Source organism: Kitasatospora aureofaciens, assembly GCF_019192735.1.
In the GTDB taxonomy this organism is placed as follows: Bacteria; Actinomycetota; Actinomycetes; order Streptomycetales; family Streptomycetaceae; genus Kitasatospora; species Kitasatospora aureofaciens_A.
The window spans coordinates 26,121-43,596 of sequence record NZ_JAHTKP010000002.1; the positions used below are offsets into that span (position 1 = coordinate 26,121).

The 17,476-nt window shown below is 72.8% G+C and carries 13 protein-coding genes; 11 read left to right on the plus strand and 2 right to left on the minus strand.

Going from position 1 to position 17,476, the window contains the following annotated elements:
* Positions 1-99: 99 nt before the first annotated feature.
* From KV557_RS02180 to KV557_RS02205, 6 genes are all read left to right on the plus strand, one after another.
* Positions 100-1,329 (plus strand): sensor histidine kinase, encoded by a 1,230-nt coding sequence (locus KV557_RS02180; protein WP_218197873.1) that lies wholly within the window; start codon positions 100-102, stop codon positions 1,327-1,329.
* Positions 1,317-1,961 carry a response regulator gene (locus tag KV557_RS02185; RefSeq protein ID WP_218197874.1) on the plus strand — a complete coding sequence of 215 codons (645 nt, stop codon included), beginning with the start codon at positions 1,317-1,319 and terminating at the stop codon, positions 1,959-1,961. The genes KV557_RS02180 and KV557_RS02185 overlap by 13 nt, the downstream gene beginning before the upstream one ends.
* Positions 1,962-1,963: 2 nt before the next feature.
* Positions 1,964-2,734, plus strand: coding sequence for a DUF4097 family beta strand repeat-containing protein (locus tag KV557_RS44360; RefSeq protein ID WP_218197875.1), 771 nt, complete (start codon positions 1,964-1,966; stop codon positions 2,732-2,734).
* 105 nt (positions 2,735-2,839) lie between these two features.
* Positions 2,840-4,018, plus strand: a complete 1,179-nt coding sequence (dusB, locus tag KV557_RS02195; protein WP_218197876.1) for a tRNA dihydrouridine synthase DusB — start codon at positions 2,840-2,842, stop codon at positions 4,016-4,018.
* A gap of 563 nt (positions 4,019-4,581) precedes the next feature.
* Positions 4,582-7,290, plus strand: a complete 2,709-nt coding sequence (gene ppdK, locus KV557_RS02200; protein WP_308129728.1) for a pyruvate, phosphate dikinase — start codon at positions 4,582-4,584, stop codon at positions 7,288-7,290.
* Between the two features lie 220 nt (positions 7,291-7,510).
* A complete protein-coding gene (locus tag KV557_RS02205; RefSeq protein WP_218197878.1) occupies positions 7,511-8,023 on the plus strand; it encodes a ribonuclease in 513 nt (170 codons plus the stop codon).
* Between the two features lie 35 nt (positions 8,024-8,058).
* Here the strand turns inward: KV557_RS02205 and KV557_RS02210 are convergent, their stop codons facing one another.
* Positions 8,059-9,054: a hypothetical protein gene (locus tag KV557_RS02210; protein ID WP_218197879.1), complete on the minus strand. Its 996-nt coding sequence runs from the start codon at positions 9,052-9,054 to the stop codon at positions 8,059-8,061.
* A 110-nt stretch (positions 9,055-9,164) separates the two neighbouring features.
* On the opposite strand from KV557_RS02210, the gene KV557_RS02215 reads away from it, so the two are divergent.
* Positions 9,165-10,427, plus strand: a complete 1,263-nt coding sequence (locus KV557_RS02215; protein ID WP_218197880.1) for an ADP-ribosylglycohydrolase family protein — start codon at positions 9,165-9,167, stop codon at positions 10,425-10,427.
* Here the strand turns inward: KV557_RS02215 and KV557_RS02220 are convergent.
* Positions 10,417-11,148, minus strand: coding sequence for a GNAT family N-acetyltransferase (locus KV557_RS02220; protein ID WP_218197881.1), 732 nt, complete (start codon positions 11,146-11,148; stop codon positions 10,417-10,419). The genes KV557_RS02215 and KV557_RS02220 overlap by 11 nt on opposite strands.
* A 668-nt stretch (positions 11,149-11,816) precedes the next feature.
* On the opposite strand from KV557_RS02220, the gene KV557_RS02225 reads away from it, so the two are divergent.
* The 4 genes from KV557_RS02225 to dnaG all read left to right on the plus strand — a co-directional run bounded on the left by KV557_RS02225 (position 11,817) and on the right by dnaG (position 17,468).
* On the plus strand, positions 11,817-12,761 hold the full coding sequence (locus KV557_RS02225) for a PAC2 family protein (RefSeq protein ID WP_218197882.1): 945 nt from the start codon (positions 11,817-11,819) through the stop codon (positions 12,759-12,761).
* A 141-nt stretch (positions 12,762-12,902) separates the two neighbouring features.
* On the plus strand, positions 12,903-13,907 hold the full coding sequence (locus KV557_RS02230) for an SGNH/GDSL hydrolase family protein (RefSeq protein WP_218197883.1): 1,005 nt from the start codon (positions 12,903-12,905) through the stop codon (positions 13,905-13,907).
* Positions 13,908-14,178: 271 nt separating this feature from the next.
* A complete protein-coding gene (locus KV557_RS02235; protein ID WP_218197884.1) occupies positions 14,179-15,492 on the plus strand; it encodes a deoxyguanosinetriphosphate triphosphohydrolase in 1,314 nt (437 codons plus the stop codon).
* A 74-nt stretch (positions 15,493-15,566) separates the two neighbouring features.
* Complete coding sequence (gene dnaG, locus KV557_RS02240; protein WP_218197885.1) at positions 15,567-17,468, plus strand: DNA primase; 1,902 nt, start codon at positions 15,567-15,569, stop codon at positions 17,466-17,468.
* Positions 17,469-17,476 lie beyond the last annotated feature (8 nt).

Here is a 17,476-nt window from a genome sequence, read left to right on the forward strand (position 1 = left end):
GTAGTGCCCCACACCGAACCGGGGGTGTAGCTAGCTACACCCCTGCCCGGCAGACCCCTTCATGGCGGGCGATGATCACGGCCCTCTACGCTGTCCGCCATGCCCTCCACCACGTTGCGCCGAGCACTCGTCAGGAGCGTCCGGCGGCCCCCGTGGTCGGCGGAGGCCTGGCGGGACACCCGCCTCATAGCCGCCGGAATACCCCTGGCGGCGCCGGTCTGGCTGGCCGTCATCGTGCCGTCGTTGCTGTTCCCGCTGACGGCCCTCGTCCTCGTCTGCGCCCGCCTCCTCACCGCCGCCCAGCGCGGCCGGCTGCGCGCCCTGTACGGCGTGGAGGTGCCGCCGCCGCTGGGCTCGGTCGGCGCCTCGGGCGGGCCGCTGGCGCGCCTGCGGGCCGGGGTGAACTGGCGTCAGACCGCCTACCACCTGCTGGTCGGCCCGCTCCTGGCGCTCGTCTCGCTGTGCGTCGTGTGGTGCTGGGGCGCCGCCGTGGTGCTGGCCACCGTGTACGGCTGGATCTGGCTGATGCCGGTCGGCACCCCGCTGCGCTCGGAGCTGGCCGGGCTGGACGTGGCGCTCACGGTGGGCGGCGTGCTGCTGCTGATCGTGACCCCCTGGACGGCGGCGCTGACGGCCTGGGCGGAGGTGCGCGCGGCGCAGAAGCTGCTCGGCCCGGACCGGGCGGAGGCGCTGGAGCGCCGCGTCGAGGAGATCACCGAGAGCCGGGCCGGCCTGGTCGACGCGGTCGACGCCGAGCGCCGCCGGATCGAGCGCGACCTGCACGACGGCGCCCAGCAGCGCCTCACCTCCCTCGCGATGAACCTGGGCCTGGCCCGGCGCACCCTCAAGGACGTCCCGCCCGAGGTCATGCAGGTGATCGTCGACGCGCACGAGGAGGCCCAGGCGGCCATCGACGAACTGCGCGATCTGGTCCGCGGCCTGCACCCGGCGGTCCTGGAGGACCGCGGTCTGGACGCCGCGCTGTCCGGCATCGCCGCCCGTGCCCCGCTGCCGGTGCGCCTGGACGTCGACCTGACCGAGCGGATCGCCCCGACGGTCGAGGCGGTCGCCTACTTCACCGTCTCCGAGGCCCTGACCAACGTGGCCAAGCACGCCCGCGCCAAGCAGGTCGACCTCTCGGTGCGGACGGCCGGCGGCCGGCTGCGCCTGGTCATCAGCGACGACGGCGTCGGCGGCGCGGACGCTTCGCGCGGCACCGGGCTCACCGGTCTGCGCAAGCGCGCCGCCTCGGTCGACGGCACGCTGTCCGTTCTCAGCCCCCTCGGGGGTCCCACCACCATCACCGTGGAGTTGCCGTGCGCGCTGTGATCGCCGAGGACTCGGTCCTGCTGAGGGTCGGCCTGGTCAAGGTCCTTGAGGCGGTGGGCTTCGAGGTGGTGGCCGCCGTCGGGGACGCCGAGGCGCTGCTGGCCGCCGTCGAGGAGCACCGCCCGACGTTGGTGGTCGCGGACGTCCGGATGCCGCCGGGCTTCACCGACGAGGGCGTGCGGGCCGCGCTGATGATCCGCCGGCAGTGGCCGGAGGTGGCCGTGCTGCTGCTCTCCCAGTTCGTGGAGGAGCGCTACGCGGCCGACCTGCTGGCCACCAACACCAGCGGCGTCGGCTATCTGCTCAAGCAGCGGGTGGCCAATGTGGACGACTTCCTGGACGCCCTCCAGCGGGTCGCCGAGGGCGGCACCGCGCTGGACCCGGAGGTGGTCGCCCAGCTGCTGGTGCGCCGCCACCGGGACCCGCTGGAGAAGCTGACCCCGCGCGAGCGGGACGTCCTCGGCCTGATGGCGGAGGGCCGGTCGAACGCCGCCATCGCCGCCGCGCTGGTGGTCAGCGACAGTGCGGTGGCCAAGCACATCAACTCGATCTTCACCAAGCTCGACCTCCCGCCGGCCGACGACAGCCACCGCCGGGTGATGGCGGTGCTGCGGTTCCTGGAGGTCGGGTAGCCGTGCGCGCAGCGAGGGCATGGCGGATCACCGGGACGCTCGCCGTCGCGTTCGTGATGATCATGGGCGCGTCGCAGACCTTCGCCATGGTGGCGAACCAGAAGAAGTCGACGGAGAAGCAGTACGACGTCACCATCCACAAGCTCCGGCTGGCGACGGGCAGCGCGTCCGTGCGGATCACGGCGGGCCGGGAGAATCACGTCCTGGTCCGGAAGAACCTGACCTGGACGTTCCGCGAGCCGGACGTCTCGACCACCTTCCAGGGCGACGAGATGACCGTCGGGGTGGCGTGCCGGCAGCCGCTGCCCTTCCTGAGCTGCGGCGCCGAGATCGAGCTGGAGGTGCCGCGCGGCACCGAGGTGTCGGGCGCGGTGGACTCGGGGAGCGTCGACGTGGCGGACCTCACCGGTGCGGTCCGGCTGGACGCCACGTCCGGGGCGCTGTACCTGCGCCGCCTCTCCGGGGAGATCCACACGCGGACCACGTCCGGGATGGTGCAGGGGACGAACCTCACCTCGGCCCGGGTGGACGCGAGCGCCACCTCGGGGTCGGTGGAGCTGGACTTCGCGAAGGCGCCGCACGCCGTGGACGTGAGCACCGGTTCCGGGGCGGTGACGGTGACGGTGCCCCGGGGCAGCCAGTACGCCTTCAGCGGGCAGGCCGGTTCGGGAAGCCGCAGCATCGACGCGGCCATGGCCAACGCGTCCAGCCCCGACAGCATCCGGGCCGAGATCGGCTCGGGCTCGCTGCGGATCGGTTACCGGCAGGAGTGATCGGCTGGCGCGAGAGAGGGGCCCGTCCTCCCGCCCGGCCGGAAGGTTGACCCGGGTGGGGGACAATGGAGAGTCCCGTCCCCCCGTCCCCGAGGTCAGCCGCGCATGACAGCCACGCCCGCACCCACCGCGACCAGCACCGAGTTCGCGCCGCTGGACATCGGCCCGATCCAGGTGTGGCCGCCCGTCGTGCTGGCGCCGATGGCCGGCATCACCAACGCGCCGTTCCGCACCCTGTGCCGCGAGCAGAGCGGCGGCAAGGGCCTGTACGTCTCGGAGATGATCACCACCCGGGCGCTGGTCGAGCGCAACGCCAAGACCATGCAGCTGATCAAGTTCGACCCGAGCGAGAAGCCGCGCTCGATCCAGCTGTACGGCGTGGACCCGGTGACCGTCGGCAAGGCCGCCCGGATGATCGCGGACGAGGGCCTGGCCGACCACATCGACCTCAACTTCGGCTGCCCGGTCCCCAAGGTGACCCGCAAGGGCGGCGGCTCGGCGCTGCCGTACAAGCGCAACCTGCTGCGCGAGATCCTGCGCGAGGCCGTGGCCAACGCGGGCGACCTGCCGGTGACGATGAAGATGCGCAAGGGCATCGACGACGACCACCTCACCTTCCTGGACGCCGGCCGGATCGGCGCCGAGGAGGGCGTGGCCGCGATCGCCCTGCACGGGCGCACCGCCGCCCAGCACTACGGCGGGACGGCCGACTGGTCGGCGATCGCCCGGCTGCGCGAGTCCGTCCCGGCACACATCCCGGTGCTCGGCAACGGGGACATCTGGTCGGCGGACGACGCGATCCGGATGATGCGCGAGACCGGCTGCGACGGTGTCGTGGTGGGCCGCGGCTGCCTGGGCCGTCCGTGGCTGTTCAAGGACCTGGTCTCGATCTTCGAGGGAGACCCTGACAGCGACGCCTATGCCCGCCCGACGTTTGAGTACGTCGCGCGGGCGATGGTGCGGCACGCGCAGCTGCTCGGTGAGTGGCTGGGCGACGAGGCGCGCGGTGTGATCGACTTCCGCAAGCACGTCGCCTGGTACACCAAGGGCTTCTCGATCGGCTCCGAGCTGCGGGTGAAGCTCGCCAACTCCTCCTCCCTGGCCGAGCTGGCCGAAACCCTGTCCCTGGTGGAGCAGTCCCAGGCCTGGCCGGCCGGCGCGGACGGCCCGCGCGGGCGGACCAGCGGCAACAACCGGGTGGTTCTGCCGGAGGGCTGGTTGGACGATCCGTACGACTGCGCCCGGCCGAGCGCGGACGCCGAATCGGACACCTCCGGCGGATGATCTGTCCGTAGCGTCGAAATAGCCCCTCGCGGGCAGGTCGACACCCCGTCGCAGCCCTCTTGTCCAATCCGGACAGGAGGGCTCCTTTTTGGCAGCGAATCCTCACTCAGCGGGCACAGTTTTGGACGGAGTGCGACGATCGGCGGAGTCGGGCTACGTTCGGCCGATGAGATGCGCTGGTGACTCTTGCCACATACGGTGGGGCCTGACGGCCGGTCAGTGGACGAATTGGCCAGATCGGCCATGAATCGCTTCCCGAAGCCGTCCGCCGGGGATCGGCCGATCCGGATGCAGGAAATCAAGCCGGGGCAACGCGGTGGACCACTGCCCGCTACCCTCCGTCCGAATCGTGTGATCTTCATGTTTCGATGGCTTCAAGACTTGAACGCTGGCTAGCGTCAGCCGGACGATTTCCGCAACAGAGGTGAACGCCTTTATGTGCATTGGATCTATCGGGTTACCGCTGGGTACCAGCCTCGTACGGCCTATTCGGGGCAGAGAAGAACCTTCGAAATGGGTATGTTCTCCGGCGTCAGGGCAACCGTGTGCGAGGAGACCGACCCGTGCCGTCCCAGCAGAAGTTTGTTTACTCCTTCACCGAAGGAAACAAGGACCTCAAGGATCTTCTTGGCGGCAAGGGCGCGAACCTGGCCGAGATGACCAACCTGGGCCTCCCCGTCCCTCCGGGGTTCACCATCACCACCGAGGCCTGCAAGGTCTTCCTGGAGACCGGCAGCGAGCCGGCCTCGCTGCACAAGGAGATCAGCGCCCACCTGGACGCCCTCGAGCAGGAGATGGGCAAGAAGCTCGGCCAGGCCGACAACCCGCTCCTGGTGTCCGTGCGCTCCGGTGCCAAGTTCTCCATGCCCGGCATGATGGACACCGTCCTCAACATCGGCCTCTCCGACGCCTCGGTGGTTGGCCTCGCCGCCCAGTCCGGCAACGAGCGCTTCGCCTGGGACTCCTACCGCCGCCTGGTCCAGATGTTCGGCAAGACCGTGCTGGGCGTCGACGGCGAGCTGTTCGAGGAGGCCCTGGACGAGGCCAAGCACGCCAAGGGCACCGTCAACGACCTGGACCTGGACGCTTCCGACCTCCGGGAACTCGTCGAGGTGTTCAAGGGCATCGTCGAGCGCGAGACCGGCCGGGCCTTCCCGCAGGACCCGCGCGAGCAGATGGACCTCGCCATCCACGCCGTCTTCCACTCCTGGAACGGCGACCGCGCCCGGCTGTACCGCCGCCAGGAGCGCATCCCGAACGACCTCGGCACCGCGGTCAACGTCTGCACCATGGTGTTCGGCAACCTCGGCGAGGACTCCGGCACCGGCGTCGCCTTCACCCGCGACCCCTCCACCGGCGCCCAGGGCGTCTACGGCGACTACCTGTCCAACGCCCAGGGCGAGGACGTCGTCGCCGGCATCCGCAACACCCTGGCGCTGGCCGAGCTGGAGAAGCTCGACAAGAAGTCGTACGACGAGCTGATGGCGATCATGCAGAAGCTCGAGAACCACTACCGCGACCTCTGTGACATCGAGTTCACCATCGAGCGCGGCAAGCTCTGGATGCTCCAGACCCGCGTCGGCAAGCGCACCGCCGCCGCCGCGTTCCGGATCGCCGTCCAGCTGGTCGACCAGGGCCTGATCGACCTCGACGAGGCCCTCATGCGGGTCACCGGCGGCCAGCTCTCCCAGCTGATGTTCCCGCGCTTCGCCCCGAACGCCGAGTCCCGGCAGATCGCCTGGGGCCTCGCCGCCTCGCCCGGCGCCGCGATCGGCAAGGTCGTCTTCGACTCGTACACCGCCGTCAAGTGGTCCCGCTCCGGCGAGAAGGTCATCCTGGTCCGCCGCGAGACCAACCCGGACGACCTGGACGGCATGATCGCCGCCGAGGGCATCCTCACCTCGCGCGGCGGCAAGACCTCGCACGCCGCCGTCGTCGCCCGCGGCATGGGCAAGACCTGTGTCTGCGGCGCCGAGGAGCTGGAGGTCGACACCAAGGCCCGCCGCTTCACCACCGCCGACGGGCTGGTCGTCGAGGAGGGCGACCTCGTCTCCATCGACGGCGCCACCGGCAAGGTCTACCTCGGAGAGGTACCCGTCCTGCCGTCCCCCGTCGTCGAGTACTTCGAGGGCACCCTGCACGCCGGCGCCGACGTCCAGGGCGGGCTCGTCCAGGCCGTCCACCGGCTGATGTCGCACGCCGACGGCCGCCGCCGCCTGGCCGTGCGCGCCAACGCCGACAACGCCGAGGACAGCTCGCGCGCCCGCCGCTACGGCGCCCAGGGCATCGGCCTGTGCCGCACCGAGCACATGTTCCTCGGCGAGGAGCGGCGCAAGGAGGTCGAGCACCTGATCCTGGCCGACAACGACAAGGACCGCGAGCTCGCCCTCTCCACCCTCCTGCCGATGCAGAAGGGCGACTTCGTCGAGCTGTTCCAGGCCATGGACGGCCTGCCGGTCACCGTCCGCCTGCTCGACCCGCCGCTGCACGAGTTCCTGCCGAACATCACCGAGCTGTCGGTGCGCGTCGCCCTCGCCGAGGCCCGCAAGGACCCGAACGAGAACGACCTGCGTCTGCTCCAGGCGGTGCACCGGCTGCACGAGCAGAACCCGATGCTCGGCCTGCGCGGCGTCCGCCTCGGCCTGGTCATCCCCGGCCTGTTCGGCATGCAGGTCCGCGCCATCGCCGAGGCCGCCGCCGAGCGCAAGCTGGCCGGCGGGGACCCGCGCCCCGAGGTGATGATCCCGCTGGTCGGCACCGTCCAGGAGCTGGAGCTGGTCCGCGACGAGTGCGAGCGCGTGCTCGCCGAGGTCGCCCAGTCCACCGGCGTGCAGCTGGACATCAAGCTCGGCACCATGATCGAGCTGCCGCGCGCCGCGGTGACCGCCGGCCAGATCGCCGAGGCCGCCGAGTTCTTCTCCTTCGGCACCAACGACCTCACCCAGACCGTGTGGGGCTTCTCCCGGGACGACGTCGAGGCCTCGTTCTTCACCGCCTACCTGGAGAAGGGCATCTTCGGGGTCTCCCCGTTCGAGACCATCGACCGCGACGGCGTCGGCTCGCTCGTCAGGCACGCCGTCGAGGCCGGCCGGGCCACCCGCCCCGACCTCAAGCTCGGCGTCTGCGGCGAGCACGGTGGTGACCCGGAGTCGGTCCACTTCTTCCACGAGGTGGGGCTGGACTACGTCTCCTGCTCCCCCTTCCGCATCCCGGTGGCGCGCCTGGAGGCAGGCCGCGCCGCCATCGAGTCGGCGGGCAGCGACTCGCGCTGAGAGGGTAGGCATCCCCTACTCAAGCGCGGGTCGGACTGACCGCTTTCCCTCCCGTCGGGAGGGCGTACACCGGAGCTCGGCGCAGGAGAACCGGCGTACGTAACACGGCCGGGCGGAGACGGACAACGGCGTCCGTCTCCGCCCGGCCGTACGTCTGTGTGGCATCAGCCACGTGTGTGAGACGTCGGCCGCGGCTTCGGCGCCTGCCAAGCTAGGGCGCATGACCAGCCGTAACCGCCTGCTCGTGTTCGTGGCCGTCGTGATCCTCGCGATCGCCTCCGCGGCCGGGTACCTCCTCTCGGGCAAGGGCAGCAGCAGCCACCCCAAGGCCGCTGCGACCTCCACCGCCACCGCGGGCTCCACCGCCCCCAAGCCCTCCGCCCCCAAGTCGTCCCCACCCGGCAGCAACACCCCTGCCCCGAGCGGCACTTGGGTGCCCGCCGACCCCGCGCTGGCCGACGTCTGCCGCACCAAGCTCCCCAGCCAGGCCCAGGACACCCTCGGCCTGATCGCCAAGGGCGGCCCCTACCCGTACAACCGGGACGGCATCGTCTTCGAGAACCGCGAGAGCCGCCTCCCGCGCAAGGCGGGCGGCTACTACCACGAGTTCACCGTCGTCACCCCGGGCTCCAACGACCGCGGCACCCGCCGCGTCGTCACCGGCGGCGCCGGTGAGCAGTACTGGTCGCCCGACCACTACGTGACCTTCCAGGAGATCGACCCGCGCTGCTGACCCTCGGCGGCGTCGCCGGGAACCTCGCGCTCCCTTCATCTCGCGCGGCGCCAGCTGATGCGGGCGTGCGGGCCGTGGGGGCCGGTGGTGAGCAGGGCGGTCAGTTCGTGCAGCGCGGGCGTCGGGTCGCGCCGCAGTTGAACGGGCGTGGTGCGCACCACCGGGAGGCCCGCGGCGGTGAGCCGGTTGGCGCGGGCCAGGCTGCGTTCGTGGTCGGCCGGGCGCAGGTGCCAGGCCCGGGAGTCGATCTCCAGCGCCACGCAGGCGTGCGGCCAGTAGGCGTCCGGGACGGCGAGGAAGCGGCCGTCGAGGAACAGCACCGGGTTCCACAGCGGCTCCGGCAGGCCGGAGCCGTGCAGCAGGTCGCGCGCCTCGCCCTCGACCACCGACCGCACCCCGGCCGTCAGGTCCTCCACCACCTGGGCGACGTGCGGCAGCCCGAGCGCGCCCGGCCGGGCCAGCAAGTGGTCCAGCAGCTCGCCGAGTTCGCAGTGCCGCCGCTGCACCGCCTCCGCGCACAGCGCCCGGAACCGCCGCTGCCCGGTCTCCCGCGGCGCGAGGTCCGCGAGCGCCCGCGCGACGGTGGTGCTCCACAGCCCGTCGTCCCGCTCGTACCCGCCCGGCATCGGCCCGGACGAGCGGTGGATCCGGACGAACCCGCGGTCGCCGACCCGGCGCGGCCCCGGGATCAGCACGTCGACCTGCGCGAGGTCGGTCGGGTGCCCGGCGCTCGGCAGGCCCGCGTCGGCCAGCACCGCGATCCCGGTCAGCAGGACCTCCCCGTCCCGCGGCGCCCGCCCCTTCGGCGTCGCGTACGCCAGGGCGGCGCGCAGCCGTTGATGATCCGTCAGCCGCCCGCTCTGCAGGCAGATCACCCGCGGCAGCACCTGCTGCCACGGCCCCCCGGCCCGCAGTCGGTGGGCGATCGTGCCGGACGGCACGCCGAGGCGGCGCAGCTGCGCCCGGGTGACGATGTGCTGCTGGTCGGCGCCGAGCAGCGCGACGGGGTCGAGAGGGTTTGCGCGGGTCATGCCCGGGTGCTTCCCACCCAGATGGGATGTATGCGAAACATCCCCCGTGGGAGGTGCTCCGGCAAATGATGTTGACGAGGCGTCGGCCGTGCGGCTGTGCTGGGAGCCATATGACAACTCCACCCGCCGGCCCCGCGCTCGACGCGCTCAACGGCCTTTCCGTCGGTGACGCCCTCGGCGCCCAGTTCTTCGTCCCCGAGGTCGCCGCCGCGCACCTCGCCGCCCGCACCGCTCCGCCCGGCCCCTGGCCGTGGACCGACGACACCGAGATGGCCTGCTCGGTGTACGCCGCCCACACCGAGCGCGGCGGCATCGACACCTTCGACCTCACCCACGCCTTCGCGCTCCGCCACGACTTCGACCGCGGCTACGGCCCGGCCGCCAACCGGATGCTCCGGCTGATCCGCGAGGGCGGCGACGCCAAGGCGCTGGCGGCCGAACTCTTCGACGGGCAGGGCTCGTACGGCAACGGCGCCGCGATGCGGGTCGCCCCGCTGGGGGCGGCGCTCGCCGAGGACCTGGACGAGGTCGTCCGGCTGGCCGCCAGGACGGCGGTCATCACGCACACCCACCCGCAGGCCGTGGACGGCGCGATCGCCGTCGCGGTGGCCGCCGCCTGCGCGGTCCGGGCCCGGACCGAGCCGGCGATGACCTCGAACACCTTCCTGCGGAAGGTCCTGCACCACACCCCGAGCGGCGCCGTCCACGACGGTCTCGCCGAGGCGATCGACCTGCTCGCCGAACCGGACCTGCGGGTCGCCGCCAGGGCGCTCGGCAACGGCAGCCGGACGTCCGCCGCCGACACCGTTCCGTACGCCCTGTGGTGCGCCGCCCGACGGCTCGACGACTACCCGGCCGCCGTCCGGGAGGCGATCGCGGCCGGCGGCGACATGGACACCGTCGCCGCGATCACCGGGGGAGTGGTCGCCGCGTACACCGGCACCCAGGGCATCCCGGCCGCCTGGACGGCCGCCCGCGAGCCGCTGCCCGCCTGGGCGTTCCCGGCGCCGGGCAGCGTCCCCGACGGCCGGGGCCGTGAGGGGATGCTGGTGCCGCGTCCCCATCCGGTCCCGGACGTCGTGTGGACGGACGAGCAGTGGCAGCGCATCCGGACCGGGTCCGGTCCGGCCGCGCTGGACTTCCGCTGGCAGGTCCACACCCACGAGGGCACGGTCCGGCTGTGCCACCCGAAAGGCCTTGCCCGCTGGGAGGTGACGGTCGCCCGGGTCCGGGGCGGCTGGCGGCCGGTGTCCGCCGTCGCCGAGGCGGGTCACAGCCGGTTCCCGCTGGAGCCGGACGGCCGGCACCTCGACCTCCTCACCTGGATCCTGAGGAACGCCGCCAGCGGTAAGTGGTCGCCCCTCAGGCCGTGATCAGGTGCCCGGTGCCACTGCCGCCGCGTCTAAGGCACTCCTGGTTGATCGCCGGATCCGGGGCGCTCGGCGAGGTGGCGGCGGCGATCCGCAGCTCGATGATGTCCCGGACGGCCGGCCACTCGTCGTCGAGGATCGAGTAGAACGCGGTGGACCTGACCACCCCGTCCAGCCCGCGCGAGTGCGCCCGGCGGACGCCCTCGGAGGTCGCGCCGAGCCGCTCGATGGCGGCCCGCGAGCGCAGGTTGCGGGCGTCGGCGCGCAGCGAGATCCGCTGCACCCCCCAGGTCTCGAAGGCGTGGCGCAGCATCAGCAGCTTGGCCTCGGTGTTGATGCCGGTGCCCTGGGCCCGCGGCGAGAGCCAGGTGTTGCCGATCTCGGCGGCGTCCGGCACGGCCGTGGCCGGATCGCCGAACGGCACCCCGGGCACCGGCGGCCAGACCATCGGGCCCTGCCAGTAGTCGAGTTCCAGGAAGCGGGTGGAGCCGACCACCCGGCCGTCCGCCACGTTCACCGTCGCGAACGGCAGCGACCGGCCCGCGGCCTGGTCGGCGAGGGCGCGCGCGATGTAGTCGCGGGCCGCTTCCAGGCCGTGCGGGACGGGGGTGAAGGCGTAGGTCGTACGGTCCTCGGCGCCGGCCTCGGCAATGGCCTCGGCGTGGTGCGCGGCGAGGGGCTCCAGCCGCACGGTGCGGCCGGTGAGGATGACAGGTACGGGCACGGAACCTTCGGTCCTTCATCGGTCGGAGGGTGCCTCCCGCGCCGGGGTACGGCACGGGGTGCGGTGGACTGGTTCGCCCCGGCCCGGAATCCGCCCGCCGGGTACCCCTGATGCACACCGGAGGTCCGGTCGGGCGGGGCGGGGGCGGCGGCCCGGAGCGGGCGGCGCGGTGCCGGAACGGACGCGGGTCCACGGACCGGTCCGGCGGGATGAGCGAAGGGACAGTGTGCGTCCGCGAAATGGCCGAAGAGGAAACGAGAGCGCGAAGGGAAGCAGGCGGCCAGGTGAAGGCAAGATGCGTCGTGGGTGGCTGGCCAGCACCGATCCGGGACGTGATCGACGGCGTTACGGACGACGTGATGACGACGCGACGATGCGAGGCAGCGAGAGGACGATACCCGCCAGAAGGCGGTGCGTCACTTCGCGGCGCGCGTTTGGGGGCGCGGGTCGCCCGGGCACGCTTCGGATCGGCCCGCCGGAGGCCCCCGAGGACACCCCTGACCAGGGGATTTTCGATCGGGTGTGATCATGGTCCGGAGCGGTCGGCCGAGGCCGCCGGACAGGCCGTCCGCACACGCGGGAATTCCGGCGGGACCCGGCACGCTGGAGTGACGAGAGGGCGAGAAGCCGGTACATCGGGACGAGCAGAGAACGGGGTTGGGTGCGCGGTGCGTGACTTCCAGGCGCTGTACGAGCTGGATCAGCAGGGCGTGGCCGCCGTGGCCGCGGCCAACGCCGAGCTGCGTGACACCGGCGCGGGCCTCGTGCTGCTCCACCACTTCGAGGGCTTCATGGACGCCGGGGAGGCCGGCGGCCAGGTGGTGGCCCACCTGCTGGAGACGGGATCGCCGCAGGTGGTGGCCCGCTTCGACCACGACCGCCTGGTCGACTACCGGGCGCGCCGCCCGGCGATGGTCTTCGACCGCGACCACTGGACGTCCTACGACCCGCCGGAGATCCTCCTCCAGCTCGTCCGGGACGCCGCGGGCGCGCCGTTCCTGCTGCTCACCGGCCCCGAGCCGGACGTCGAGTGGGAGCGTTTCGCCGCCGCCGTCCGGGACTTGGTGGAGCGCTTCGAGGTCCGGCTGAGCCTGGACTTCCACGGCATCCCGATGGGCGTGCCGCACACCCGCCCGGTCGGCCTGACGCCGCACGGCAACCGGCTGGATCTCGCCGCCGACTGCCCGCAGTGGTTCGAGCAGGCGCAGGTGCCGGGCAGCGCGCAGGCGCTGCTGGAGTACCGACTCGCCGAGGCCGGGCACGACGTGCTGGGCTTCGCCGTGCACGTCCCGCACTACGTCGCCCGTTCGGCCTACCCGGCCGCGGCCGTGCTGATCCTGGAGGCGGTGCAGTCCGCCACCGGCCTGGTGCTGCCGGGCACCCGGCTGCGCCGGCAGGTCGACGAGGTGTACGCCGACATCGAGGAGCAGCTGTCCCAGGGGGACGGCGAGTTGCGCTCGGCGATCCGCGGCATGGAGGGCCAGTACGACGCCGTGGCGGGCGCGGAGGGCCGGGAGAGCCTGCTCGCCGAGCCGGTCGACCTGCCCTCGGCGGACGAGCTGGGCCGCCGCTTCGAGCAGTTCCTGGCCGAGCACGAGCGCGGCGCGGAGTAGCCGCGGGCGGAATGGGCGCAGAGTGACTCCCGGCCCGGGAGTCATCCGGCGGACGCCGTTCGTTGGCCCCTGCGGTGCCCGGGGGACGGGCCGCCGTAGGGAGATGCCCGTGATTCCTACCCCCGGGGGGATGCCATGCCGATGACCACACGCCCGGCCGCCGCCGTGACGGCCGCCGGGCTGGCCGCGGTGCTGCTGGCCGCCTGCAGTTCCGGGGGCGGTTCGGACGGCGGGCCGGAGAAGGGCTTCGCGGGTGCCCTGCCCGCCCGGGCCCCGGCCACCCCGGCCGCCCCGACGCCGACGCCCACCCCGACCCCGACGCCCACCGGGCCCTACGTGGCGCTCGGCGACTCGTACACCTCGGGCCTGAAGATCACCCCGCAGGTCGGCGACCCGAAGGGCTGCTCCCGCTCGGGGGTCAACTACCCGTCCCTGGTGGCGAAAGCGCTCGGCCTGGCGACCGGCCAGTTCCAGGACGTCAGCTGCAGCGGCGCCCGCACCGGCGATCTCACCCGCCCCCAGCAGACCGACGGCGGCGCCAACCCGCCCCAGCTGGACGCACTGACCCCGGCCACCCGGCTGGTCACCGTCGGGATCGGCGGCAACGACGCGGGCTTCATGGAGGTCGTCACCCAGTGCGCCAAGGACAACCTGGTGGACGCGGTGAAGGGCCTGGTCGGCAGCGAACGCGCCACCTCGCCCTGCCGCGACCGCTACGCCGGCGACGGCACCGACCAGGTCCAGCGCAAGGTCGACGCGGCCGGCGAACGGCTCGGCCAGGCCCTGCAGGAGATCAGGCGCCGCTCCCCGCAGGCCCGGGTGTACGTGGTCGGCTACCCGGCCCTGTTCCCGGCCGACCCGGCAAGCTGCCTGCCGGTGCTCGGCAGCACCGTCGCCGCCGCCGACCTCGGCTTCCTCGTGGAGAAGGAGCAGCAGCTCAACGGCATGCTCAGGAAGCGCGCGGAGAGCGCCGGCGCGGTGTTCGTGGACGCCGCCGCCCCCTCCGCCGGGCACGACATGTGCGCCGGCGCGGCCGCCCGCTGGGTCGAGCCGCCCTTCCCGGCCCCGGGCCTGGCGGCGATCCACCCCAACGCCAAGGGCCAAGAGGCGACGGCCGCCGCCGTCCTGAAGGCCGTCTCGGGCTGAGCCAGCGGCAGACCGCGCCGCCGACCGGTCGGTCGGCGGCACACGGCCATGGATCTACGGATCCACCCTCTGGCCCACGCGCGCGGCACGCCTCCCGTGTCAGAGGGTCGGCGTACGGTGAGCGGCATGTGACTCCCCCTCTCCGCGAGAACGGAGAGGCTTCTCATTCGACTCCGGGAGCCTCATGACGGCCAAGCCCTGACCGCTGTCCTAGGACAGGCCACCGAGTATATGTCACTCCACGAGGCCGATCGACTACGCAAGGAAGTGGATGGACGACACCGCGCACCGCCCCGCTGCCGCCCCGACCCCGTACGACCACGCCGCCGAGGCCCGCTGGGTGCCCGAACCGGACAAGCGCCCCGGCCGCACGGCGTTCCAGCGCGACCGCGCCCGGGTGCTGCACTCGGCCGCGCTCCGCCGCCTGGCCGGCACCACACAGGTGGTCGCCCCGATGCGCAGTGACTTCCCCCGCACCCGGCTCACCCACTCCCTCGAATGCGCCCAGGTCGGGCGGGAGTTGGGAGCGGCCCTGGGTTGCGACCCGGACCTCGTGGAGACCTGCTGCCTGGCCCACGACATCGGCCACCCGCCGTTCGGCCACACGGGCGAGGAGGCCCTCGACCAGGCCGCCGAGGCCTGCGGCGGCTTCGAGGGCAACGCGCAGTCCCTGCGGATCCTCACCCGCCTCGAACCCAAGCGCTTCGCCCCGCAGGACGAGCAGCCCGCCGCCCGGCTCGCCCCCTGGCCCGGCCGCAGCGTCGGCCTCAACCTGACCCGCGCCGCCCTCGACGCCGCCACCAAGTACCCGTGGACCCGAGGCGCCCACCCCGTCGACCCGGCCTCGCCCAAGTACGGCGTCTACGCCGACGACCTGCCGGTCTTCCGCTGGCTGCGGGCCGGCTCCCCGGCCGGGCGCAAGTGCTTCGAGGCCACCGTCATGGACTGGTCCGACGACGTCGCCTACTCCACCCACGACGTCGAGGACGGCCTCCAGGCCGGCCACATCGACCCGGCCGCCCTGCGCGCCCCGAGCGAGCGTGCCGAACTCTTCAAGGTCGCCGAGCGCTACGCCACCGACGCCGAGCCCGAGGAACTCGCCGCCGCCCTCGACCGGCTGCTCGCCCAGGACTGGTGGCCCCGCTCCTACGACGGCACCGCGCGCGCCCGGGCCGGGCTCAAGGACCTCACCAGCCAGCTGATCGGCCGGTTCTGCCTGGCCGCCGAACAGGCCACCCGGGCCCGCTACGGCCCCGGCCGGCTCACCCGGTACGCGGCCGAGCTGGTGGTGCCGCGGGACGTCCGGCTGGAGTGCGCGGTGCTCAAGGCGGTCGCCGTCCGCTACGTGATGCAGCGCGACGAGCAGGCCCAGCTGCGGGCCCGCCAGCGGATCGTGATCGCCGAGCTCGCGTACGTCCTCACCCAGCGCGCCCCCGAGGGCCTGGACCCGGTGTTCGCCGCCCTCTACCGCGAGGCCGAGGACGACCGCGCCGCCCTCCGCGCGGTCATCGACCAGATCGCCACCCTCACCGACGCCTCCGCGCTGGCCCTCCACGCCAAACTCGTCGGCGCCGCCTGGACGTGAGGGCGCCGCCCGGCCGGAACCGGAGGGGCACCGTCTCCGGCGGGAAACCCCGGCCACCCCAGTAGACTTCCGGGGTGGCCGGGCGGATCAGGGACGAAGACGTACAGGCGGTGCGCAGCGCACTGCCGATCGACGCGGTGGTCGGCGACTACGTACAGCTGACCAATGGTGGCGGCGGTGAGTACAAGGGCGTCTGCCCCTTCCACGACGAGAAGTCCGCCTCCTTCTACGTGAACCCCGCCAAGGGCGTCTTCCACTGCTTCGGCTGCCAGGAGAACGGCGACACCATCGCCTTCCTGATGAAGATCGAGCACTTCACGTTCGCCGAGGCCGTCGAGCGGATGGCCGCCCAGGCCGGCATCACCCTGCGCTACGAGGAGGGCGGCTACAGCCCCCGCCACCAGCAGGGCGAGCGCACCCGCCTGGTCGAGGCGCACAAGGTGGCCGCCGCCTTCTACCAGGAGCAGTTGGCCTCGCCGGAGGCGGAGATCGGCCGCCGCTTCCTGGCCGAGCGCGGCTTCGACGAGGAGGCGGCCCGCACCTTCGGCGTCGGTTACGCCCCGGCCGGCTGGGAGCACCTGGTGCGCTATCTGCGTGGCAAGGGCTTCACGGACAAGGAGATCCTGCTCGGCGGCCTGGCCTCGCAGGGCCAGCGCGGCGGCCTGATCGACCGCTTCCGGGGCCGCCTGGTCTGGCCGATCCGGGACATCGCGGGCGAGGTGGTGGGTTTCGGCGCCCGCCGGCTGCGCGAGGACGACAACGGCCCGAAGTACCTGAACACCCCCGAGACGCCGATCTACAAGAAGTCGCACGTGCTGTACGGCATCGACCTGGCGAAGAAGGAGATCGCCAAGTCGGGCCGCGCAGTGGTGGTCGAGGGCTACACCGACGTGATGGCCTGCCACCTGGCGGGCGTGACCTCGGCGGTGGCCACCTGCGGTACGGCCTTCGCCGAGGACCACATCAAGATCATCCGCCGGCTGCTGATGGACACCTCCCAGTACCGCGGCGAGACGGTCTTCACCTTCGACGGTGACGCGGCCGGCCAGAAGGCCGCCCTGCGCGCCTTCGAGGACGACCAGAAGTTCGCCGCCAAGACCTCCATCGCGGTCAGCCCGGGCGGCATGGACCCGTGCGAGCTGCGCCTGGCCCAGGGCGACGACGCGGTCCGCACGCTGATCGACAACCCGGTCCCGCTGTTCGAGTTCGCGCTGACCTCGGCGGTGGCCCGGCACCGGGTGGACACCCCGGAGGGGCGGTCGGCGGCGCTGGAGGAGGCGGCCCCGATCGTTGCCAAGATCAAGGACCGCTCGATCCAGCACGAGTACGCCGTCCGCCTGGCCGGCATGCTCGGCATCCTGGACGAGCCCTTCGTCGTCCGCCGGGTCTCCCAGCTGGCCCGCTGGGACCGCGAGCGCCAGCAGAACCCGCGCGGCGCCCAGCAGCGCCGCCCCGAGCCGGTGCCGGTCCGGCCCGCACAGCCCGCCTTCCGGCTGAACCCGCGCGACCCGGCCCAGTTCGTGGAGCGCGAACTGCTCAAGCTGGCGCTCCAGCACCCGGACCTGGTCAGCCCGGCCTTCGACCACTACGGCGACGACGAGTTCCCGACCCCGCCGTACACGGCCGTCCGGCATGCCGTCGCCAAGGCCGGCGGCGCCGCGTACGGGGCGACCCTGCCGGACTTCACGAGCGCGGTGCGCGAGGCGGCCCCGGACGACCAGGTGCGCTCGCTGGTGACCGAGCTGACCGTGGAGCCGGTGCGCTCGCGGCGCAAGGCGGACGCTGTCTACGCGGGGGAGTTCCTGGTCAAGCTGCGCCTGCTCGCGGTGGACCGGCGGATCGCCGAGGTCCGCGGGTACCTCCAGCGGCTCGGCCCCCGGGCCAACGCCGAGGAGCAGCACGCGGTGCAGACCGAGCTGTGGCAGCTCCAGCAGTACGGGCAGCAGCTGCGCAGCCGGGGCGCCGCCGCGCTCTAGGGCCTTCG

Excerpts from the sequence above, each read along its gene's own strand:
- KV557_RS02215 (WP_218197880.1), top strand. The coding sequence starts at position 9,165 with ATGACAACTCCACCCGCCGGCCCCGCGCTCGACGCGCTCAACGGCCTT.
- KV557_RS02205 (WP_218197878.1), top strand. The coding sequence starts at position 7,511 with ATGACCAGCCGTAACCGCCTGCTCGTGTTCGTGGCCGTCGTGATCCTC.
- dusB (WP_218197876.1), top strand. The coding sequence starts at position 2,840 with ATGACAGCCACGCCCGCACCCACCGCGACCAGCACCGAGTTCGCGCCG.
- KV557_RS02235 (WP_218197884.1), top strand. The coding sequence starts at position 14,179 with ATGGACGACACCGCGCACCGCCCCGCTGCCGCCCCGACCCCGTACGAC.
- KV557_RS02210 (WP_218197879.1), bottom strand. The coding sequence starts at position 9,054 with ATGACCCGCGCAAACCCTCTCGACCCCGTCGCGCTGCTCGGCGCCGAC.
- KV557_RS02180 (WP_218197873.1), top strand. The coding sequence starts at position 100 with ATGCCCTCCACCACGTTGCGCCGAGCACTCGTCAGGAGCGTCCGGCGG.
- KV557_RS02230 (WP_218197883.1), top strand. The coding sequence starts at position 12,903 with ATGACCACACGCCCGGCCGCCGCCGTGACGGCCGCCGGGCTGGCCGCG.